This is a genomic window from Arthrobacter sp. BK1, from assembly GCF_056680055.1.
On record NZ_CM155263.1, the window covers coordinates 3838765 to 3856384 of the forward strand.

The 17620-nt window shown below is 63.9% G+C and carries 19 protein-coding genes, 1 other RNA gene and 1 riboswitch; of the genes, 10 read left to right on the top strand and 10 right to left on the bottom strand.

The features are described from left to right. Positions 1-248: 248 nt before the first annotated feature. The 9 genes from AC1MCA_RS17525 (at position 249) to AC1MCA_RS17565 (ending at position 7854) form a co-directional block, all read left to right on the top strand. A complete protein-coding gene (locus AC1MCA_RS17525) occupies positions 249-641 on the top strand; it encodes a hypothetical protein (protein WP_479799610.1) in 393 nt (130 codons plus the stop codon). A 68-nt stretch (positions 642-709) separates the two neighbouring features. Continuing rightward, a complete protein-coding gene (locus AC1MCA_RS17530) occupies positions 710-1123 on the top strand; it encodes a pilus assembly protein TadG-related protein (RefSeq protein WP_479799611.1) in 414 nt (137 codons plus the stop codon). Positions 1124-1176: 53 nt separating this feature from the next. Next, positions 1177-2295: a peptide chain release factor 2 gene (gene prfB, locus AC1MCA_RS17535; RefSeq protein ID WP_479799612.1), complete on the top strand. Its 1119-nt coding sequence runs from the start codon at positions 1177-1179 to the stop codon at positions 2293-2295. A 176-nt stretch (positions 2296-2471) separates the two neighbouring features. Next, on the top strand, positions 2472-3260 hold the full coding sequence (ftsE, locus tag AC1MCA_RS17540) for a cell division ATP-binding protein FtsE (RefSeq protein WP_479799613.1): 789 nt from the start codon (positions 2472-2474) through the stop codon (positions 3258-3260). Next, a complete protein-coding gene (gene ftsX / locus AC1MCA_RS17545; RefSeq protein ID WP_479799614.1) occupies positions 3257-4171 on the top strand; it encodes a permease-like cell division protein FtsX in 915 nt (304 codons plus the stop codon). The genes ftsE and ftsX overlap by 4 nt, the downstream gene beginning before the upstream one ends. 27 nt (positions 4172-4198) lie before the next feature. Beyond that, entirely contained in the window at positions 4199-5626 is a 1428-nt protein-coding gene (locus AC1MCA_RS17550; RefSeq protein WP_479799615.1) for a peptidoglycan DD-metalloendopeptidase family protein, read from the top strand. 87 nt (positions 5627-5713) lie between these two features. After that, positions 5714-6184 (top strand): SsrA-binding protein SmpB, encoded by a 471-nt coding sequence (smpB, locus tag AC1MCA_RS17555; RefSeq protein ID WP_108600694.1) that lies wholly within the window; start codon positions 5714-5716, stop codon positions 6182-6184. A gap of 110 nt (positions 6185-6294) precedes the next feature. Continuing rightward, positions 6295-6663: a transfer-messenger RNA gene (gene ssrA, locus AC1MCA_RS17560) on the top strand. A 210-nt stretch (positions 6664-6873) separates the two neighbouring features. Then, complete coding sequence (locus tag AC1MCA_RS17565) at positions 6874-7854, top strand: S1C family serine protease (protein ID WP_479799616.1); 981 nt, start codon at positions 6874-6876, stop codon at positions 7852-7854. Positions 7855-7857: 3 nt separating this feature from the next. Here the strand turns inward: AC1MCA_RS17565 and AC1MCA_RS17570 are convergent, their stop codons facing one another. Together AC1MCA_RS17570 and AC1MCA_RS17575 are read right to left on the bottom strand one after the other, a co-directional pair. Further along, complete coding sequence (locus tag AC1MCA_RS17570) at positions 7858-7992, bottom strand: hypothetical protein (RefSeq protein ID WP_258229129.1); 135 nt, start codon at positions 7990-7992, stop codon at positions 7858-7860. Positions 7993-8073: 81 nt separating this feature from the next. Then, positions 8074-8442, bottom strand: coding sequence for a hypothetical protein (locus AC1MCA_RS17575; protein ID WP_479799617.1), 369 nt, complete (start codon positions 8440-8442; stop codon positions 8074-8076). Between the two features lie 314 nt (positions 8443-8756). Between AC1MCA_RS17575 and AC1MCA_RS17580 the strand changes: the two genes are divergently transcribed. Next, the gene (locus tag AC1MCA_RS17580; protein ID WP_479799618.1) at positions 8757-10040 is read left to right on the top strand and encodes a glycosyltransferase 87 family protein; all 1284 of its coding nucleotides are present in this window, start codon (positions 8757-8759) and stop codon (positions 10038-10040) included. A 69-nt stretch (positions 10041-10109) separates the two neighbouring features. Here the strand turns inward: AC1MCA_RS17580 and AC1MCA_RS17585 are convergent, their stop codons facing one another. The 8 genes from AC1MCA_RS17585 to aroA form a co-directional block, all read right to left on the bottom strand. Next, complete coding sequence (locus tag AC1MCA_RS17585) at positions 10110-10508, bottom strand: fluoride efflux transporter FluC (protein ID WP_479799619.1); 399 nt, start codon at positions 10506-10508, stop codon at positions 10110-10112. Then, positions 10505-10924: a fluoride efflux transporter FluC gene (locus AC1MCA_RS17590; RefSeq protein WP_479799620.1), complete on the bottom strand. Its 420-nt coding sequence runs from the start codon at positions 10922-10924 to the stop codon at positions 10505-10507. Before AC1MCA_RS17590 ends, AC1MCA_RS17585 begins: the two co-directional genes overlap by 4 nt. Next, complete coding sequence (locus AC1MCA_RS17595; RefSeq protein ID WP_479799621.1) at positions 10921-11637, bottom strand: metal-dependent transcriptional regulator; 717 nt, start codon at positions 11635-11637, stop codon at positions 10921-10923. The genes AC1MCA_RS17590 and AC1MCA_RS17595 overlap by 4 nt, the downstream gene beginning before the upstream one ends. A 26-nt stretch (positions 11638-11663) precedes the next feature. Further along, positions 11664-12422, bottom strand: a complete 759-nt coding sequence (locus tag AC1MCA_RS17600) for a class I SAM-dependent methyltransferase (RefSeq protein WP_479799622.1) — start codon at positions 12420-12422, stop codon at positions 11664-11666. A 93-nt stretch (positions 12423-12515) separates the two neighbouring features. Beyond that, positions 12516-13943: an aminotransferase class V-fold PLP-dependent enzyme gene (locus AC1MCA_RS17605; protein ID WP_479799623.1), complete on the bottom strand. Its 1428-nt coding sequence runs from the start codon at positions 13941-13943 to the stop codon at positions 12516-12518. 36 nt (positions 13944-13979) lie between these two features. Continuing rightward, positions 13980-14093: riboswitch (SAM riboswitch) on the bottom strand. Between the two features lie 167 nt (positions 14094-14260). Then, positions 14261-15073 (bottom strand): histidinol-phosphatase, encoded by an 813-nt coding sequence (gene hisN, locus AC1MCA_RS17610; protein WP_479799624.1) that lies wholly within the window; start codon positions 15071-15073, stop codon positions 14261-14263. A 54-nt stretch (positions 15074-15127) separates the two neighbouring features. Beyond that, positions 15128-16243 carry a ribosome small subunit-dependent GTPase A gene (gene rsgA, locus AC1MCA_RS17615; protein WP_479799625.1) on the bottom strand — a complete coding sequence of 372 codons (1116 nt, stop codon included), beginning with the start codon at positions 16241-16243 and terminating at the stop codon, positions 15128-15130. Further along, positions 16227-17618, bottom strand: coding sequence for a 3-phosphoshikimate 1-carboxyvinyltransferase (gene aroA, locus AC1MCA_RS17620; RefSeq protein WP_479799626.1), 1392 nt, complete (start codon positions 17616-17618; stop codon positions 16227-16229). Before aroA ends, rsgA begins: the two co-directional genes overlap by 17 nt. Positions 17619-17620: the final 2 nt, after the last annotated feature.

The following is a 17620-nucleotide window of genomic DNA, read 5'->3' on the forward strand; positions in this document are numbered from 1 at the left end:
CTCGATAGGTCAAGGAGTCAACAAAACCGGGGGCAGTCCCCCCATGCCGGTCATCGGACTCATTGGCCCCCGGGACCTGCTGGAGGTGAAGGGCCATGCTGCCATCCAACCCTGATGACGTGCTGCTTAGGCTCACCCACAGGTTCCGTGAGGCGCTCTGCCTGCATTCGGCGGGACGAAGCCCACGCCCAGGCCCACCGAGGCAACACTGCGGCGGGAACGACGGCCCGGCAGAACGGGGGAGCGCGGTGGTCGAATTCACGTTCCTGGCACTTCTCCTGATGGTTCCCCTCGTGTACTTCATCATCACCATCGGGCAGCTCCAGGGCGGTTCCTTCGCCGTCGTGGGTGCAGCCGACCAGGCCGCAAAAGTCTTTGTGGCGCAGCCCGACGCCAAATCAGGCCAGGCTGCCGCGGAACAGGCGGCCGTCATTGCGCTCGCGGATTTTGGTCACGATGCCAGCCAGGCCAGTGTCTCCACCAGCTGCAATCCCGGCGACTGCCAAGCCGCTGGAACCGCGGTCACGGTAACGGTGAAACTCACGGTGCCACTGCCGTGCGTTCCGTTCAGCAATAGCTTCAGGCTCAGTGCCAGCGAGGTCGAGGCCTCGTCCACTCAACTGGTCGGCAGGTTCCGGTGACGCCGGGCGCGGTGACCCCGTCTGCGACTGCCCCGCCGGCTCCTCACCCAGGCAACGAGGACGGCCAGATGATTGTGCTGATCGTTGGCTACGTCACGCTCGGCCTGCTGGTCGTGACAGTGGTCACCGGCATCTCAAGTGTCTATCTCGAACACAAGCGCCTGTTGTCCCTGGCCGACGGCGCGTCGCTCGCCGCTGCCGACAGCTACACGCTGGGTGAGGTGGCGGGCAACGCCGTTACACCCTCCGCCGTGCTGGGTTCCGGACGGGTCCGCAGCGTTGCCGCGGACTTCATCGCCAGGAGCCCGTCGTCGGCCAGGTTCGATCAGTTAGCCGTTTCGGCGGCGACCGGCAGCCCCGACGGATCCACCGCCGTCGTAGTTCTCAGCGCGGCCGTCCATCCGCCGGTGGTGAACTTCCTCGTACCGGACGGGATCGCCATCGAGGCGGTTTCCACCGCACGGTCGCGCCTTACGCGATGACCGGGAACAGCGGAGTCAGCCCGTCCAGCTGGATAGCGTAGGCTTAAACAACCATGGCCACTATTGATTTTCCCGCAGAAATCCGCGCTCTTCGCGCCACCTACACCTCCATCGAGCGAGTCAGCGATGTCGAGGCCTTGAAGGAAGACATCGCTGAGCTGAGCGAGCGCGCCGGTGAGCCGGACCTCTGGGACGATCCCGCCGCAGCCCAGAAGATCACGTCCCGCCTCTCACACCGCCAGTCCGAGCTTGAGCGGCTGAACAAGCTGGCCTCGCGGATCGATGACCTTGAAGTGCTGGTGGAGCTGGGCCAGGATGAGGACGATGCCGACTCCATGGGCGAAGCCGCTGCTGAACTTGAGTCAATCCGAAAGGCCCTGAAGGAACTCGAAGTGGTGACGCTGCTTTCGGGCGAGTTCGATGAACGTGAAGCTGTGGTGTCCATCCGCGCCGGTGCCGGCGGCGTTGACGCTGCGGATTTCGCTGAAATGCTGATGCGCATGTACCTTCGCTGGGCCGAACGCCATGGCTACCCCACCACGATCATGGACACGTCCTACGCGGAAGAGGCAGGGCTTAAGTCCGCCACTTTCGAAGTAAAGGCACCCTACGCCTTCGGCACATTGAGCGTCGAAGCCGGAACCCACCGCCTGGTGCGGATCAGCCCCTTCGATAACCAAGGCCGCCGCCAGACGTCCTTCGCCGCCGTCGAAGTGATTCCGCTCATCGAGTCCACCGACTCCATCGACATCCCGGATAACGAGATCCGCGTGGACGTGTTCAGATCCTCCGGCCCGGGTGGCCAGTCGGTTAACACCACGGACTCCGCGGTGCGCCTCACGCACATCCCCACGGGCACGGTGGTGTCGATGCAGAACGAAAAGTCGCAGCTCCAGAACCGGGCCGCAGCCCTGCGCGTCCTGCAGTCCCGTCTGCTTCTCCTTAAAAAGGAGCAGGAGGACGCTGAAAAGAAGGCCTTCGCCGGTGACGTCAAGGCTTCCTGGGGCGATCAGATGCGTTCATACGTCCTGAATCCGTACCAGATGGTCAAGGATCTCCGCACCGAGCACGAAGTGGGCAACACCTCGGCCGTGTTTGACGGCGAAATCGACGACTTCATCGACGCCGGGATCCGCTGGCGGACCGACAACCGCAATGCCGACAAGTCGTAGCTGACCTGCAGGCCCGCGGGGCCTGAATCGGGCGACACACCCCCGAATCCCCCTGATACCGGCAAAGAGACTGCGTATAGTCGAGGAGCCGGAGCTCTACTTCCCCCAAACGAAAGCCCGCGCACCGGCTGCAGATCTGGGCTGCATAAGCCGTGCCCTGCAGGGTATTTAGGGCCATGATCCGATTCGAAAATGTCACCAAGGTCTACGACCAGACAGCCCGTCCTGCGTTGGACGATGTCAGCCTTGAAATTGACCGTGGTGAGTTCGCGTTCCTCGTGGGCGCTTCCGGATCCGGCAAGTCCACCTTTCTGCGGCTTGTCCTCAAGGAAGACCGGGCCTCCTCCGGGGCCGTCTATGTGGCCGGCCAGAACGTCGCCAAAATCTCCAGCTGGCGGGTGCCCAGGCTCCGCCGCGGTATCGGGGTGGTGTTCCAGGACTTCCGGCTCCTTCCCCAAAAGAACGTATTCGCCAACGTTGCCTTCGCCATGCAGGTCATCGGCAAGAGCCGGAGCGTTATCCGGGACACCGTCCCCGAAGTCCTCAAGACTGTGGGCCTGGAGGGCAAAGAGCGCCGCATGCCCCACGAGCTTTCCGGCGGTGAGCAACAGCGGGTTGCGATAGCCCGTGCGGTAGTGAACCGGCCCGGCATCCTGCTGGCTGACGAACCCACCGGCAACCTGGACCCCACCACCTCCATGGGCATCATGGGCGTGCTGGACAAAATCAACCAGAATGGCACCACCGTTGTCATGGCCACGCACGACGACGACATCGTCAATGAAATGCGCAAACGCGTGGTGGAACTGAAACACGGTGTGGTCATCCGCGACGAGGCCAGGGCGCTGTACACCTCCATGATTCCGGTGGTGGGTCAATCCCGCCGGCTCAAGGATGCCAGCGGCAGGGATGAGACGCCGCCTCAGCCCGGCAGTCACGGGGACGCAGGGGAGGAACAGCGATGAGGCTCGCTTTCATTCTCGGCGAGATCGGGAGCGGACTTCGCCGCAACGTCTCCATGGTTGTATCGGTCATCCTGGTCACGTTCGTCTCCCTGACGTTCGTCGGCGCCGCCGGCATGTTGCAGCTCCAGATCAACCAGATGAAGGGGTACTGGTACGACAAAGTCCAGGTAGCCATCTTCCTCTGCAGTGACGGTTCGACGGCGGCAGGTTGCGCCACGGGGCCGGTCACCCCGGAACAGCAGGAGAACCTCAAGACTCTCCTGGACTCACCCGCAGTGGCCCAGTACGTTAACGACTTCGCGTTCGAGTCCAAGGAAGAGGCCTACAAACACTTCAAGGACCAGTTCTCGAACTCACCGATCGTTGATTCGGTGACGCCGGACCAACTGCCGTCCTCCTTCCGGATCAACATGAAGGATCCGGAAAAGTACCAGATCATCAGCGAGACATTCTCTTCCCAGCCCGGCGTTGAGACGGTGATTGACCAGCGCCAACTGTTGGAGCGTCTGTTCTCAGCCATGAATGCGGCATCCCTGGTGGCTGTCAGTATTGCCGGCGTGATGATTATCTGTGCCATCCTCCTGATCGCGACGACTATCCGGCTCTCAGCCTTCAGCCGCCGCCGGGAGACAGGGATCATGCGCCTGGTGGGTGCCTCCAAGATGGTCATCCAGTTGCCGTTCATCCTCGAAGGCGTCATTGCGGCCGTGGTCGGAGCCGCGTTGGCGTCAGGGACGCTGTGGGCAGTGGCGCACTTCTTCCTGGGCGAGTACCTGTCCAAGCAGTATCCGGACACGGCATTTATCTCGCCCGGGCAGACTCTCATCCTTGCACCGGCTTTGCTGATCCTTGGCGGATCTTTGGCTGGAATTTCGTCTCTCTTGACCTTACGCAGATATCTGAAGGTCTAGGCTGTGCAAACCGACCAAGGAATCCTCATGAACGTATTGCATCGAACTGCGCCTCGGCACCGGGCGGAACGCCGGCGTCCTGCGGGCCGCCTGAGCGGCATGCTCAGTGGCGTCCTGGTGCTGGTGCTTGCTGCCAGCCTCGGCGCCTCAGCTCCTGTGGCGCAAGCCGACGAACTCGATGACAAGCGGGCCGCCCTTGAGGCGGAGGCCGCACGGGTGCAGCAGTCCCTTGAGTTCGTGGATTCCCGGATTGCGAAGGCGGCCGGCGACCTGGTGATCTATCAGGGCCAGTTGCCCGGTGCCCAGCAGGCACTTCTGGAAGCACAGGGCCGGGTAGCCAGTGCGGTCAAGGAAGTTGAAGCTCTGACGGCGCGTGTTGACCTTGCGCAGCAGAACAAGGCGAAAATCACCCAGCAGCTGGAGTCGGACAAACAAAAGATCGCCGACACCAAGAAGCTGATTGGCCAGATCGCCACCCAGGCCTACAAATCGGGTGGCGTCCCGTCCAACCTGACGCTCTTCTTCGGGGCGAACAACGGCGGCAGCCTGACCGAGACGATGGACCTCGCAGACCAGGCCATGCGGAGCCAGAATGCGGCCATGGACAAACTGTCCCAGCAGAGCGCCACCAACGTGAACTCGCAGGCCCGGCTGGAAGCCGTTGAAGCCGAAATCAGGGATCTGAAGGCAAAAGCTGACGCTGCCCTGGAACGGGAGAAAGCGGCCCGCGATGAGGCAGCGGCCAAAAAGGCCCAGGTTGATCAGCTGATTGCCGACACCACGCGTCTTGATGCGGAACTCCAGGCGGCCAAGCCAGGTATTCAAAGCCAGATGGCCGCGGTCGAGGCCAGCCAGAACGCCGTGGCCAACGAAATCGCCGAACGCGACCGCCGGCTCCGGGAAGCCTGGGAGGCCGAACAGCGCCGCCTCGCCGCCGCAGCCGCAGCGGCAGCGGCGGCTGCCGCCGCCGCCCGGAACCAGCCGGCGCCGCCGCAGGTGGAATACGTTCCGGTGACCGGATCGCCGTCGGCCTTTGGATTGCGGCACCCGTTCTCCGGCGACGTACCCATCACCTCCGGCTTCGGCTGGCGGGCCACCCCGCCCGGAACCATCGACTTCTACGGTTCGGGCGGCTACATGCACACCGGCATCGACTTCGGTGCCGCTTGCGGCACCCCCGTTTATGCGGCAGCCGCCGGCGAGGTTTTCTCCTCCGGATGGAATTCTTCCGACGGCGGCGGGTTCCGGGTGAAGCTGTCGCACGGCGTGGTGCAGGGCAACTCACTGACCACCATCTACTACCACAACGCAAGCGTGGTGGTCTCCAACGGCCAGCAGGTATCCCAGGGGCAGCTCATTGCCTACTCGGGCAGCACCGGAAACTCGACCGGCTGCCACTCACACTTCGAAACCTGGCTCAACGGGACTGCTGTTGACCCCATGCGGCTGCTGTAACGGCGGTCCGCGCCTGCCGTACACTGGTATGACTCCGCGCCCGAACGGCCGGATACAACCAGGATCCAAGAACTGAGGAGTTTCACCGTGCCCAAAGAAAGTGGCCGTAAAGTGGTGGCCACCAACCGCAAGGCCCGGCATGACTACCACGTGCTCGACACCTATGAGGCCGGCATCGCCCTGATGGGGACTGAAGTCAAGTCCCTGCGCGAAGGCCACGCTTCCATGGTTGACGGTTTCTGCACCTTCTACAACGACGAACTGTGGATGGAGGGCATCCACATCCCCGAGTACAACCAGGGGAGCTGGACCAACCACTCCGCCCGCCGGCGCCGGAAGCTTTTGCTGCACCGTGAAGAGCTCAACAAAATCTCTGTGAAGATCCGCGAGTCCGGGTTCACCGTGGTTCCGCTCCAGCTGTATTTCCTGGACGGCCGCGCCAAGGTGGAAATCGCGATTGCCCGCGGTAAGAAGGACTACGACAAGCGCCAGACGCTGCGTGAACAACAGGACAAACGCGAGTCGCTGCGTGAGTTGCGGGAACGCAACCGCCGCTGATCCACGGACCGCCCCTTGGGAATGATCCCGGGATCGGATGCGTTATGATGAATAGTCCGGCAGGGTTTTCCGAGCAATCAGAGGCTCCGCCGGGTTTGATAACAAAATACGGGGATGATCGGTTTCGACGATGTTAGTCGCGGCAGGTGAAGCGGGCCGAGGATGCAGAATTATCTCGTAAACGCTGTCTGCAAACCAATAAGTGCCAATTCAAAGCGCACTGACTTCGCTCTTGCTGCCTAAGCAGTAAGACAGTCCGTCAGCCCGAGGTTGCTATTGCCCCGGATCCTGGCGTCATTTAGATAGCCACTGCTGTTTGCCCCCGTCATCGGGGTAGACGGGACTCTTAGATGACTGGGCCCGGATCAGCCACCTGTTTGCAGGAGGGCTGGGGCCGAGAAACTCCAACGCAAACTGCGCCCGGAGAAGCCCTGCTAACACGACATCGGACGGGGGTTCAATTCCCCCCATCTCCACATTTTGACATGTCGCAAGACACCCAGAAGACCCGGACATCGCGTCCGGGTCTTCTGGCGTTAACGGGCCACATCGGTGAGCGCCCGGCCCTGTTCACCGACGGCGTAGCGGGGCCGGGACTAGCCTGTGTGGGGCAGTGGTTGTCCTCTATAAGATCCGGCGCAGCACAAGGTCTGGAAGCCGGATATGGCAAAGCAGCCAGGAGGTGCGCCATGGTCGAGATCCCCGAGCCCGGTTCAGCGGCGTTCGACGACGATCCGCTGGATTCGTATTCCGAGACGGTCATGCGGGTGGCTGAGACCGTCACCCCGCACGTCGCAGCAATCGAGATGACAAGCAGCCGCCGTAACGGCCGCTTCCGGATGGGCGCAGGTTCCGCTGTGCTGTTCACAGAGGACGGTTACCTCCTCACGAACTCCCACGTTGTGGCCGGAACCCACCAGGGCCATGCGTCTTTTGCAGATGGCAGCCGGACTGACCTTGAACTGGTGGGCGTGGATCCCTTGTCCGATCTCGCGGTGGTCCACGGCAAAGCACCGAAAGTTCCGCCAGCGCAGTTCGGCGACGCTGAGACGCTCCGCGTGGGTCAGCTGGTTATCGCTGTGGGGAATCCGCTGGGCCTGGCCGGATCAGTAACAGCGGGTGTTGTCAGCGGTCTTGGACGGGCCATACCCGTATGGTCGGGTGGAAACCGGCGCGTGATCGAAGACGTCATCCAGACCGACGCAGCCCTCAACGCGGGCAGCTCCGGTGGGGCATTGGCCGACGCGCGCAGCCGCATCGTGGGAATCAACACCGCAGTTGCCGGCGCAGGGCTGGGCCTTGCCGTGCCGATCAATGCCACAACCCGGCGCATCATCTCAGCGCTGCTGAAGGACGGAAGGGTGAAGCGAGCGTACCTGGGTGTTGTCAGCACGCCCATCCGCCTCACCGCCAGTGCTGTGATCCGCAGCGGCCAACGGGACGGGCTCAGGGTGGTGGAGGTCCTGGCGGGTTCACCGGCAGACCGCGCGGGCCTGCAAGCCGGTGACATCATCATGACAGCCGGGAGCCGCCCCGTCAGCAACGCGGAAAGCCTGCAGAAACTGCTGTTCGCCGATGCGATTGGCCAACCGTTGCAAATCAGCGTGCTGAGGGACGGCAAGGAATTGAATCTGGCTGCCGTACCGGAAGAGATGGCAGAGAACGGGTAACAGCTACCGGCGCTTCTTCAGATGCGCTACCGGGTCCTGCGCACCTTCAGGGTTCTTGGCCTTCTTGTCCGCGCGTTTTTCCTTGATGGTTTTGACCGGCTTCTTCGACAGGTTCTGGTGGGGGGTCTTGTCAGGCATGGGGTGCTCCTTACAACAGGGGACGGAATACGTCCCTCCTCGTAAAATACCCCTGTTCCACTCCGAAATAAATGCCCGGGGTCAGTCCGGAACCGCTACGTCCGCGATGCCCACAAAGCGGGTCCCGACGCCGTCGAACTCGCTCCTGACAAGGCCCGGCCGGGCCTGCGGAACGTCACTGGGCGCATGGTGGCCGCAGACCACATAGGTGAATTCCGGCCACCACTTTTTGGGGCGGGCCGCCTCCTCATAGCCGCATACAGCGCACTCAAGATGGACCCACACCGGGCGCTTGCCGGTCCGGTTCGCCCGCGACTGGATCAGCCAGGCCGGCGGGTTGTCCAGGATTTCGCCGAGTTCGGACTCGGACAGGCGTTTGGGGATGCCATGGCGCTGGGCCATTTCCATCGGTACATCAAGGGCAATTGCCGCGTCGCGTCTGCTAATCATCACAGTCAACGATACGGGACTGCGCCAAACCGCCCGAAGTATAGGTTTCGCCAAGTCTGTGGCTTCTGTGCAGCCAAATTCGAGCGTGAGCGGGCCCACGTGGCTCATCCGGCGCACTTTGACCTCGTAGAATGAAGTGATTTGATTGGCTGGCTGGACTTTCACGACAGCGCGGCCGGTCGACCTCGTGATTTCACGCCCCCAACATGTCCTTGCGCCGGCCCCGGTTAGTCCAGGCCGTGCCAATTGCTGCATGGGAGGGGCGGTTTTCGCCATGCACCGTCCCGTTCCTTTTGTAATAGTTGAGAGTCATCATGAAAAAACCCCGACCAGATTTGCTTGATTTGCTGCCGCGAAAGGCCGCGGTGATCACAGCATTCGCCGCTGTTCACGGACTATTCCTCCTGCTTCTTATCCCCCGGATCGCGGGCGGAGAAACCTACGGCGACGTTGGTCTTTACCGGGCATGGGCGTACCAAGGCCTCTCCGACGGCATGTGGCAGGGAGTTGATGTTGCCTGGGTCTATCCGATCGGGGCAATGTTTCCCATGGTCGGTGCTGCAGTTTTCGGTCACGATCAGTACATGCTTGGCTGGTTTTTGTTGTGCACCGTTCTGAACTTCATCGCTGTGCTGGTTCTGCTGAATAACAGGGCGGCACCGTTCGGCTGGCAGGCCGCTTATCTCTGGATAACGTTGACCGCTGTTCTTGGCCCGCTCGTCTTCTCACGTGTCGAAGGCATTTCCGCGCCGATTGTTGTGGTCGGCCTCACCGTGGCAACAACCCGTCCGGCCTTGGCATCCTTGCTTCTGTCTCTGGCGACGTGGATCAAGGTTTGGCCCGCAGGTGTTGTGCTGGCGCTTGCAGTCTCGAGCAAGTCCCGGCTCCGCGTCATTTTGGTGGGCGCCGCAGTGTCGGCATTCATGGTGGCCGGGGTTGTCGCCGGAGGGGGAGCACAGCACCTTCTCGGGTTCATCCTGGCGCAGGGTGAGCGTGGCATGCAGTTGGAGGCCCCCCTCACAACTCCAGGCCTGTGGCAGGCCGTCCTGCAACTCGGCACCGAGCTCTATCCGAATACAGATATCCACACCATTGAGGTTCAAGGAGCCCTGGCTGATTCCGTGAGTGCACTGCTGAACCCCCTCCTCAGTGTCATCGTCCTCCTTATTGCCGTTTTGATATTCCTTGGTGTTCGCCGCGGAGCAAACAGGCAGGACCTTCTCATGGTCGGAGCACTGTCCCTCGTCTCCGCAATGATCGTCTTCAACAAAGTGGGTTCACCGCAATTCATGATCTGGCTGACAGCTGTAATCTGTGTCGGCGCGGCTTTTTACGGGAGGGCCTGGGCTGTTCCCACTGCTTCCATCGTTGCCATTGCGGTCATTACAACCCTCGTGTACCCCCTGCTTTACATGCAGCTGCTCGCAGCACTGAATCCCGGCGTCGCCGCCCTGCTGACGGTGAGGAACGTTCTGGTGATTGGGGTATTTGGCTGGGCACTCGTAACCCTGTGGAAGCTGGTGAAGCGGGTGGAATCAACCGATTCTGAAGGCACAACAGCACATTTGAGCAATCGCGTGCCCTCCGGCATCAGTTGAACCCTCCGGCACCCCATCTGCGCGATTGCCAATTTCCCGTCCGCTTCCGCTGCAGCGGGCCGCGATTGCCTAGGAAGCGATGGCTATGCCCAACGCCGCCGCCGCGCAGCCCGCGGCCAGGTTCGCGCCTACATTAAGGGCAGCGGCGTAAAATCGCGACTCGGTGAGGAGCCGGACAGTGGCCACCGTCCACGAGCTGAAAGTTGTGAGCCCGCCGGCGAGGCCCGTCGCGATGGCTGCCTGCCACTCGGAGCCAAGACCAAGCCGCCCTGTGATCCCCATCGACAGCCCGATAATGAGGCATCCTGCGACATTGACGGTCAGCGTGGCCCACGGCCAGTGCCGGGGAGCGCCTTCGGAGTTGAGGATGGACCGGCGTCCAGCCCGGTGGGCGAACCAGCTGTCGACGGCGAAGCGCAGCAACGCGCCTGCCATCCCGAAAACTCCCACCATGGCAGCGGCCATCATGAGGCAACCTGCAGCCGGTCAGCCAGCAGCCGCCCCGTCCGCCAGCCGCCAGCCGCGGCGCCAAGACCGAGAAACAGGGACAGCGCGAGGTAGCCAATCCACGCCGGGTGCCCGCCCGCCCTGGCCAACTGGTCCATGGAGAACACCACCGCGGAGAACGTGGTGAACGAACCCAACAGGCCGGGCCCCAGGCCCGCGCGAAGCCAGAAAGCCGTTGCGGGCCGGGCAATCCATAGCGTCGTGAGAACAGCCAGCACGAAACTCCCCGCCACGTTGATGCCCAGCGTGGTCCAGGGGACCTGGCCGGCGGATTCAGGGAAAGCGAGCCCCAGGGCGTAGCGGAGTTCCGTTCCAATCAGTCCGCCTGCCGCCACTGCCAGCCATGCCCGCCAGTCAGGCATTCCGGCGTTCTTCATTGAGCAGGTACAAGGACACAGCCCGCGTGGTTGTGGTCGCTGTGAACCCACAGCGCCGCCGTCACTGCATCCGCCAGATCGTAGTCCCGGGTCCTGCCTCCGTTGCGGATCCGTACCATCAGGGCGCCTCCGAACGGCCTGCGCCCCAGGACCTCCACCTCGGCGTCGAGGTCTATTTCCTCCGCCGCCAGGTATCGCAGCAGGTCCGGATTCTCGTCGCTGATGCGGGTAATTCGACCTGTGTGGCCCTCATCGAGTTCAGCCAACAGGTGGGCGGGAGGCAACATCATTGTGCCGTCTGCCGAGGGGATGGGATCGCCGTGCGGGTCCCGTTGGGGGTTGCCCAGCTTGGTGGCCATCCGCTCAATGAACGTGTCCGAGACCGCATGCTCGAGCAGTTCGGCTTCATCATGGACTTCGTCCCAGCTATAGCCGAGCTCTTGCACAAGGTAGGTTTCGATCAGGCGGTGGCGGCGCACCATGGACAGCGCCAGCCGAACGCCGGCCGGCGTCAGGGTGATGGCGCTGTACGGTTTATGGTCAACCAGCCCCTGGTCCTTGAGCTTGCGCACCATTTCCGAGACCGATGAGTTCGCAACGCCCAGACGCTGTGCCAGCTGCGAGGACGTGATGGGTTTGGCCTGCCATTCCGTAAAGCCGTAAATGACCTTGACGTAGTCCTCGATGGAGGAGGAGGGCGCGCTGGTCTTCACCCCTCAAGCCTACCCGCTGGCGGGCATCACAGCCTGGCTGCCCGCCATGTCAGGGTCAGATACGGCAGGCTGACCTCTTCGTCGACATCGTGTCCCAGATGCTCGTGGAGGTACCAGTCGAGGTTCGCCAACACTTTGCCGCGTATTGCCTCCGTGGCACGCAGGTAATAGCTGCGGGACTTCGTCAGCTCCATGATTTCCGCCGTGCTGAGCCTGTCCTCCCACCTGGTGACATGGCTCTCGAGGCCTCCGAACCCGGGCCCCACTACGGGCCGGAAACCAGGCTTGTACACATCACCCGCGTGCATGATGCGGGATAGCCGGTGAACCCAGGGGATGGACGTGTCCAGCTGGTTCCAGATCAGGCCCAGCGTTCCACCGGGGCGGAGAATACGTGCCAGTTCCGTGCTCGCGGGCAGTGGATCGCACCAGTGCCACGCCTGCGCAACGCTGACGACGTCGAACACAGAGTCAGGGAGCCCTGTTGCCTCTGCTGTCCCTTGGGTTGCGGACACCTCAGGATGATGGGCGCGCAGTTGTTCGAGCATGTCCCCGGAAGGATCCACCGCTGAGACTGTGAGGCCGCGTTCCAGCAGGAGGGCGGTGAACTTGCCCGTACCGGCGCCAACGTCCACGGCGTCCCTGGCCCCGGCCGGGATCAGCCAGTCCGCTGATTCGCCCGGGTAGCCGGGGCGAACCCGCTGGTAGTGCTCGCCGCCATCCTGGAAGCTCTGGCCGAGCTCCCGGCGGCGGCCATGGTCAAGCCTGGGGCCACCCCGTGCCACGTGCGGCCTCCTTCAACTGATGCCCATGGGTATCCTTCGAATTTACCGCATTTGACCGCAGCCGCCTGATCGCGGCCTGCTGATCAGGAATGCTCAGTCATCAAGGCACGGTGCCGCGCCGGCCGTTCCGGGTGTGTTCGGCGCCCACTCCGGGTACGTGCGGGTGTCGTTGGCCGGAACCCAGCGTCCTGAATCCACCACGTAGTCCCAGCCGAGACCCGTGCTCCGTAGTTGCTCGATGCCGGCCAGCAGCCGCTGCGCATCCTCAAGCCGTGACCCCACTCCGAAGCTCGCCCGCAGCGATCCCGAGGGAAGTCCGAGGCGCTTCAGCAGCGGGTGGGCGCAGAAGCGGCCATCCCGGAGGCCGACGCCGTGCTCGGCCGAGAGATAGGCAGCCACCAAGCCCGCATCGTAGCCGGCCACAGAGAAGTTCACGACGCCGATAGTGCCGGTTTCTGCGTCCGTGTCAGAGAAGATCTGGTGGACAGTGACGCCGTCGATCTTCTGCAGTCCTTCCACCAGGAAAGCCCTGATGACTGATTCGTGGGCGTGCCAGCGTTCCTGATCCAGTGATGCGAGGACCTGGGTGGCGCGCGCCAGCGTGGCCGCACCCAGGACGTTGGGGGAACCACCCTCGTGCCGTGCCGGGCCCGTGGCCCAGCTGACGCCGTCGAGCCTTGCCTCACGGACGGCTCCGCCGCCGGCGAGGTGGGGCTTGCCGGCGTCGAGCCAGTCCGTGCGGCCCACGAGCACACCGGCGCCGAACGGGGCATAGAGCTTGTGGCCGGAGAAGACCACGTAGTCGACGCCGTCAGCGTTGATGTTGATCCGGCGGTGCGGAGCGAGCTGGGCGGCGTCCACCACAATCCGGGCTCCGAACTCGTGGGCCAGGGCCGCCAGCGCCCGGATGGGGAGAATTTCGCCGGTGACATTCGAGGCGCCCGTGACGGCGAGGAGGCTGACGCTTCCCTGTTCAAGTTCGGCACGGAGCGCTTCGATGGTCCCCGTGATGGTGTCTGCAGCGACAACGCTGCGGTGCGGCACGCCCTGCCATGGAAGAAGGTTGGCGTGGTGCTCTATGTCCAGGTAAAGCACATCGCCGTTTGGCCGTCCGTCCGTCAGCGGGAGGCAACCGGCCAACAGATTCAGCGAGTCTGTGGTGTTCCGGGTGAAGATCACGGAGTCGTCCGGCCGGCCGCCCACGAAGTTACGCACGATGTTGCGTGCGTTCTCGTAGACGGAGGTACTGATCTGCGATGCATAGCCGGCACCGCGGTGGACGCTGGCATAGAACGGCAGGATCTCGTTCAGGTAGGCGGACACCACGGAGAGAGCCGGTGCGGAAGCGCCGTAATCCAGGTTGGCGTACCGGACGTGGCCGCCCTGGATCAGCGGGGCCTGGATTTCAGCGCCGGTGACGGCGGAGAGGGGGCGCCCGGCGATGGCGAACGGATCGCCGAAGGCGGAGCCCGCTGTGTGAACTGGGGAAACGGCGTTGGGGGAGACAGTGGCAGTTGTCACGGAGACCTCACTTTGAAAGGACGCCCGTTGGCCGGGGATCCGCGCTTGCCGGGTCCGTTCCGGACCGGCCTGGTCGTCACCCGGGGCACCCCACCGCGAATGGAGGGTTGCCGGCCAGCAAACCGGGGTTTAGCGCTGGCACTCGTGACCTGTTAAGAGCGTAGGACATGTCCCCGGCCGGGAAAAAGCCGCGCCGAATGTTAAGGGCTTTGTTACGCACATTTGGGTAAGCGGAGTTTCTCCGAACATACGACGGCGGAGGCCCCCATGAGGAGGCGTCCGCCGTCGATAATTCGAAATAAAGTCCCGCTGACGGACTAGAGGAGATCGTCCAGATCCGGATTCAGGCGCTTGAGGACCTCGGAGTGGAGGATGGAATTCGTGGCGAGGGCGTTGCCGCCGAACGGCCCGTCCACGCCTTCGAGCGACGTGAAGCGGCCACCTGCTTCCACCACAATGGGGACCAGCGCAGCCATGTCGTACAGATTGAGCTCAGGCTCGCAGGCGATGTCCACGGAACCTTCGGCCACCATGCAGTACGACCAGAAATCGCCGAATGCGCGCGTGCGCCACACATCCTCTGTCAGCCCCAGGAACTCATCGAGGTTGCCGCGCTGCTTCCAGCCTCCAAGGCTCGAATAGGAGAGGGAGGCATCTGACAGCTTTGACACGTCCGAGACGCGAAGCCTGGTGGCGGCTGCGAGCGACCGGCCCATGTAGGCTCCGGCACCTTTCGCGGCCCACCAGCGTTTCCCCAGGGCTGGCGCGCTGACCACTCCCACTACCGGTTCGCCTTCATCAACGAGGGCGATCAATGTGGCCCAGACCGGAACGCCGCGCACAAAGTTCTTAGTGCCGTCAATGGGATCAATGATCCAGCGGCGTGCCCCGTGGCCGGAGCTGCCGAATTCCTCCCCGAGCACGGCGTCGCGGGGACGCGAGCGGGAGAGCTGGCCGCGGATGGCTTCCTCCGCGGCTTTGTCCGCGTCGGTGACCGGCGTCAGGTCAGGCTTGGTCTCGATGTGCAGGTCCTGGGCCTTGAAGCGGCTCATGGTCTGGTCATCCACGGAATCGGCCAGCACATGGGCCAGGCGCAGGTCATCGTTGTAGCTCGAAGCGGGTTGGATCATGGTTACAAACTACCGTCTCCGGGCTGCTGAGCCCGGGAGGTGGACGGTCAGCGGCTAGCTGATGCTGCCCAGTTCCTTGGTTTCCTGGCCTTCCAGCCGCGGATCTGCACCGAGCAGACGCCGCAATGATGCGAGCCGGGCCGGCCCGGTGGGGCCCGCGTTGCCGGCGGCCACCCACGCGTCCACTCCACAGTTGACGGCTGCGGCGTTGTGCTTGCAGCCGCGTTCGCAGGCGTCAGTGCCCGGCTCCAGGTCCGGGAAGGACCGCAGGATCCGGTCCGGGTCCACGTGCGCCAGGCCAAACGAGCGGATTCCAGGGGTGTCGATGATCCAGCTTCCCGCCGGGGCGTCGGTCAGTTTCAGGGCCAGGGCCGACGACGACGTATGGCGGCCGCGTCCCGTCACCGCGTTCACGCCGCCAGTGGCCCGTTCTGCTCCGGTGAGCGCGTTGACCATGGTGGATTTGCCCACTCCCGAGTGGCCCAGCATTACTGTCACTTTCCCGTCCAGGTGGGCCCGTAGCTGCTCCACAGCGTCAGTGTCCAGCCGCGCGGAGAGGCCGTCGTCCGAGCGGGCGTCGATGCCGGAAGCGGCCGAGTCTGCCGTCCGGCTGATGATGACCGGAAAGTCCAGGTGCTCATAGTTGGACAACAGTTCAGCGGGGTCCTTGACGTCAGCCTTGGTGACGAGCAGCAGCGGCTCAATGCCGGCGTCGTAGGCGGCCACGAGGGCGCGGTCGATAAAGCCGGTGCGGGGCTCAGGATTGGCGGCGGCCACCACCACCACCAGCTGATCAGCATTGGCCACTACGGCGCGCTCAATCGGGTCCGTGTCATCCGCGCTGCGGCGAAGAAGGGTCCGGCGGTCCTGGATCCTGACCAGGCGGGCCAGCGTGTCGGGTTCGCCGGAGACGTCCCCTACGAGGGAGACGAAGTCGCCAGCGACCACTGGGGAGCGCCGTAGCTCGCGGGCGCGCGCGGCAATGATGACCCGTTCGTCCCCGGAGCCTTCCCCGACGATGGCGGTATACCTGCCGCGGTCAACGGTGATGATGCGGCCGGTGACGGCGTCGTCGTGGCTGGGCCGGTCCTTGGTCCGCGGCCGGGAGCCTTTTTTGCTGGGCCGGATCCGGACATCGGACTCGTCCCAGGAATCAGTGCTGCGCGCCACCGGTGGAACCTTCCGCCACCGCAGCTGCAGATCCGCCCTGGGCGAGCATGTCAGCCCACATCCGCGGGAACTCCGGCATGGTCTTGGCTGTGGTGGCGATGTCCTGGACCTCGATACCGGGTACCGCCAGGCCCAGGATGGCGCCGGCGGTTGCCATCCGGTGGTCGGCGTAGCTGTGGACGACGCCGGCGTGCAGCGTGGCAGGCCGGATCACCAGGCCGTCGCTGGTCTCCTCGGCGTCCCCGCCGAGCCGGTTGATTTCTGTGACGAGTGCTGCGAGCCTGTCTGTCTCGTGGCCGCGCAGGTGGGCGATGCCGGTCAACCGTGAAGGACCGTTGGCCAGAGCACAGAGCGCCGCGACAGTGGGGGCGAGTTCACTTGTCTCGGCAAAGTTGCCACCCTTGATCTCAGGCCCGCCGGTGACGGTCAGGACACCGTCCGCCATGCTTACTTCCGCGCCCAGGTCCGCCAGGATGCTGCGCCACAGATCTCCTACCTGAGTGGTTCCTTCGGGCCAGTCCGGGATCCGCACTGTTCCTCCTGTGGCCAGGGCAGCGGCCAGGAATGGACCCGCGTTGGAGAGGTCCTGTTCGATGCGCTGGTCAAACGCGCGGATGGGTCCGGGCGCCACCACCCAGTGGTTGGGCACCGAGTCATCAACGGCCACGCCGACACCCCGGAGCACTGCCACCGTCATGTTGATGTGGTCCAGGCTCGGCACAGGTTTTCCGACGTGCTCGAGGTGGAGTCCCTCCGTAAACCTCGCGCCCACCAACAGGAGGGCAGAGACAAACTGTGACGACGCGCTGGCGTCGATCACCAGGTGGCCGCCCCGGACTTCCCCGGTGCCCTCAACACTGAACGGCAGCGAAGAGGGGGTGCCGCCGTCGTCCGCCGTCAACGTCACGCCGAGCCCCTTCAGGGCCTCGATGATGGTGCCCATGGGGCGCTTCCTGGCATGGGGATCGCCGTCGAAATCGCTCACGCCGTTCCGCAGTGCCGCCAGCGGCGGGACAAAACGCATCACGGTTCCTGCAAGCCCGCAGTCGATGCTTGTCCGTGACGACGGCGCCTCCTGGCTCAGGGGAATGACCTCGAGGTCCGGCCCGAAGGCGCCGTCGCCGGGCACCTCGGTGATGGTGGCACCCAACTGGCGGAGTGCATCAATCATCAGGGCGGAATCACGGGAGTGCAGGGGAGCCCTGAGCCGTGACGGGCCGTCAGCCAGCGCGGCGAGCACCAGGAATCGGTTGGTCAGGGACTTTGAACCCGGCACCGTGACAGTGGCATTGATCGGCCGGCTGGCGAAGGGGGCCGGCCAGTGCGGAACGGAGCCGGACGTGGTGGCGGAAGCTGCGGGGGTGGAACCGGTCATCC

Coding starts and splice junctions, on each gene's coding strand:
- prfB (WP_479799612.1), top strand. CDS start 1,177: ATGGCCACTATTGATTTTCCCGCAGAAATCCGCGCTCTTCGCGCCACC.
- hisN (WP_479799624.1), bottom strand. CDS start 15,073: ATGATCCAACCCGCTTCGAGCTACAACGATGACCTGCGCCTGGCCCAT.
- AC1MCA_RS17550 (WP_479799615.1), top strand. CDS start 4,199: ATGAACGTATTGCATCGAACTGCGCCTCGGCACCGGGCGGAACGCCGG.
- AC1MCA_RS17590 (WP_479799620.1), bottom strand. CDS start 10,924: ATGAAGAACGCCGGAATGCCTGACTGGCGGGCATGGCTGGCAGTGGCG.
- ftsX (WP_479799614.1), top strand. CDS start 3,257: ATGAGGCTCGCTTTCATTCTCGGCGAGATCGGGAGCGGACTTCGCCGC.
- aroA (WP_479799626.1), bottom strand. CDS start 17,618: ATGACCGGTTCCACCCCCGCAGCTTCCGCCACCACGTCCGGCTCCGTT.
- AC1MCA_RS17575 (WP_479799617.1), bottom strand. CDS start 8,442: ATGATTAGCAGACGCGACGCGGCAATTGCCCTTGATGTACCGATGGAA.
- AC1MCA_RS17565 (WP_479799616.1), top strand. CDS start 6,874: ATGGTCGAGATCCCCGAGCCCGGTTCAGCGGCGTTCGACGACGATCCG.
- AC1MCA_RS17580 (WP_479799618.1), top strand. CDS start 8,757: ATGAAAAAACCCCGACCAGATTTGCTTGATTTGCTGCCGCGAAAGGCC.
- AC1MCA_RS17570 (WP_258229129.1), bottom strand. CDS start 7,992: ATGCCTGACAAGACCCCCCACCAGAACCTGTCGAAGAAGCCGGTCAAA.
- AC1MCA_RS17530 (WP_479799611.1), top strand. CDS start 710: ATGATTGTGCTGATCGTTGGCTACGTCACGCTCGGCCTGCTGGTCGTG.
- ftsE (WP_479799613.1), top strand. CDS start 2,472: ATGATCCGATTCGAAAATGTCACCAAGGTCTACGACCAGACAGCCCGT.
- AC1MCA_RS17585 (WP_479799619.1), bottom strand. CDS start 10,508: ATGATGGCCGCTGCCATGGTGGGAGTTTTCGGGATGGCAGGCGCGTTG.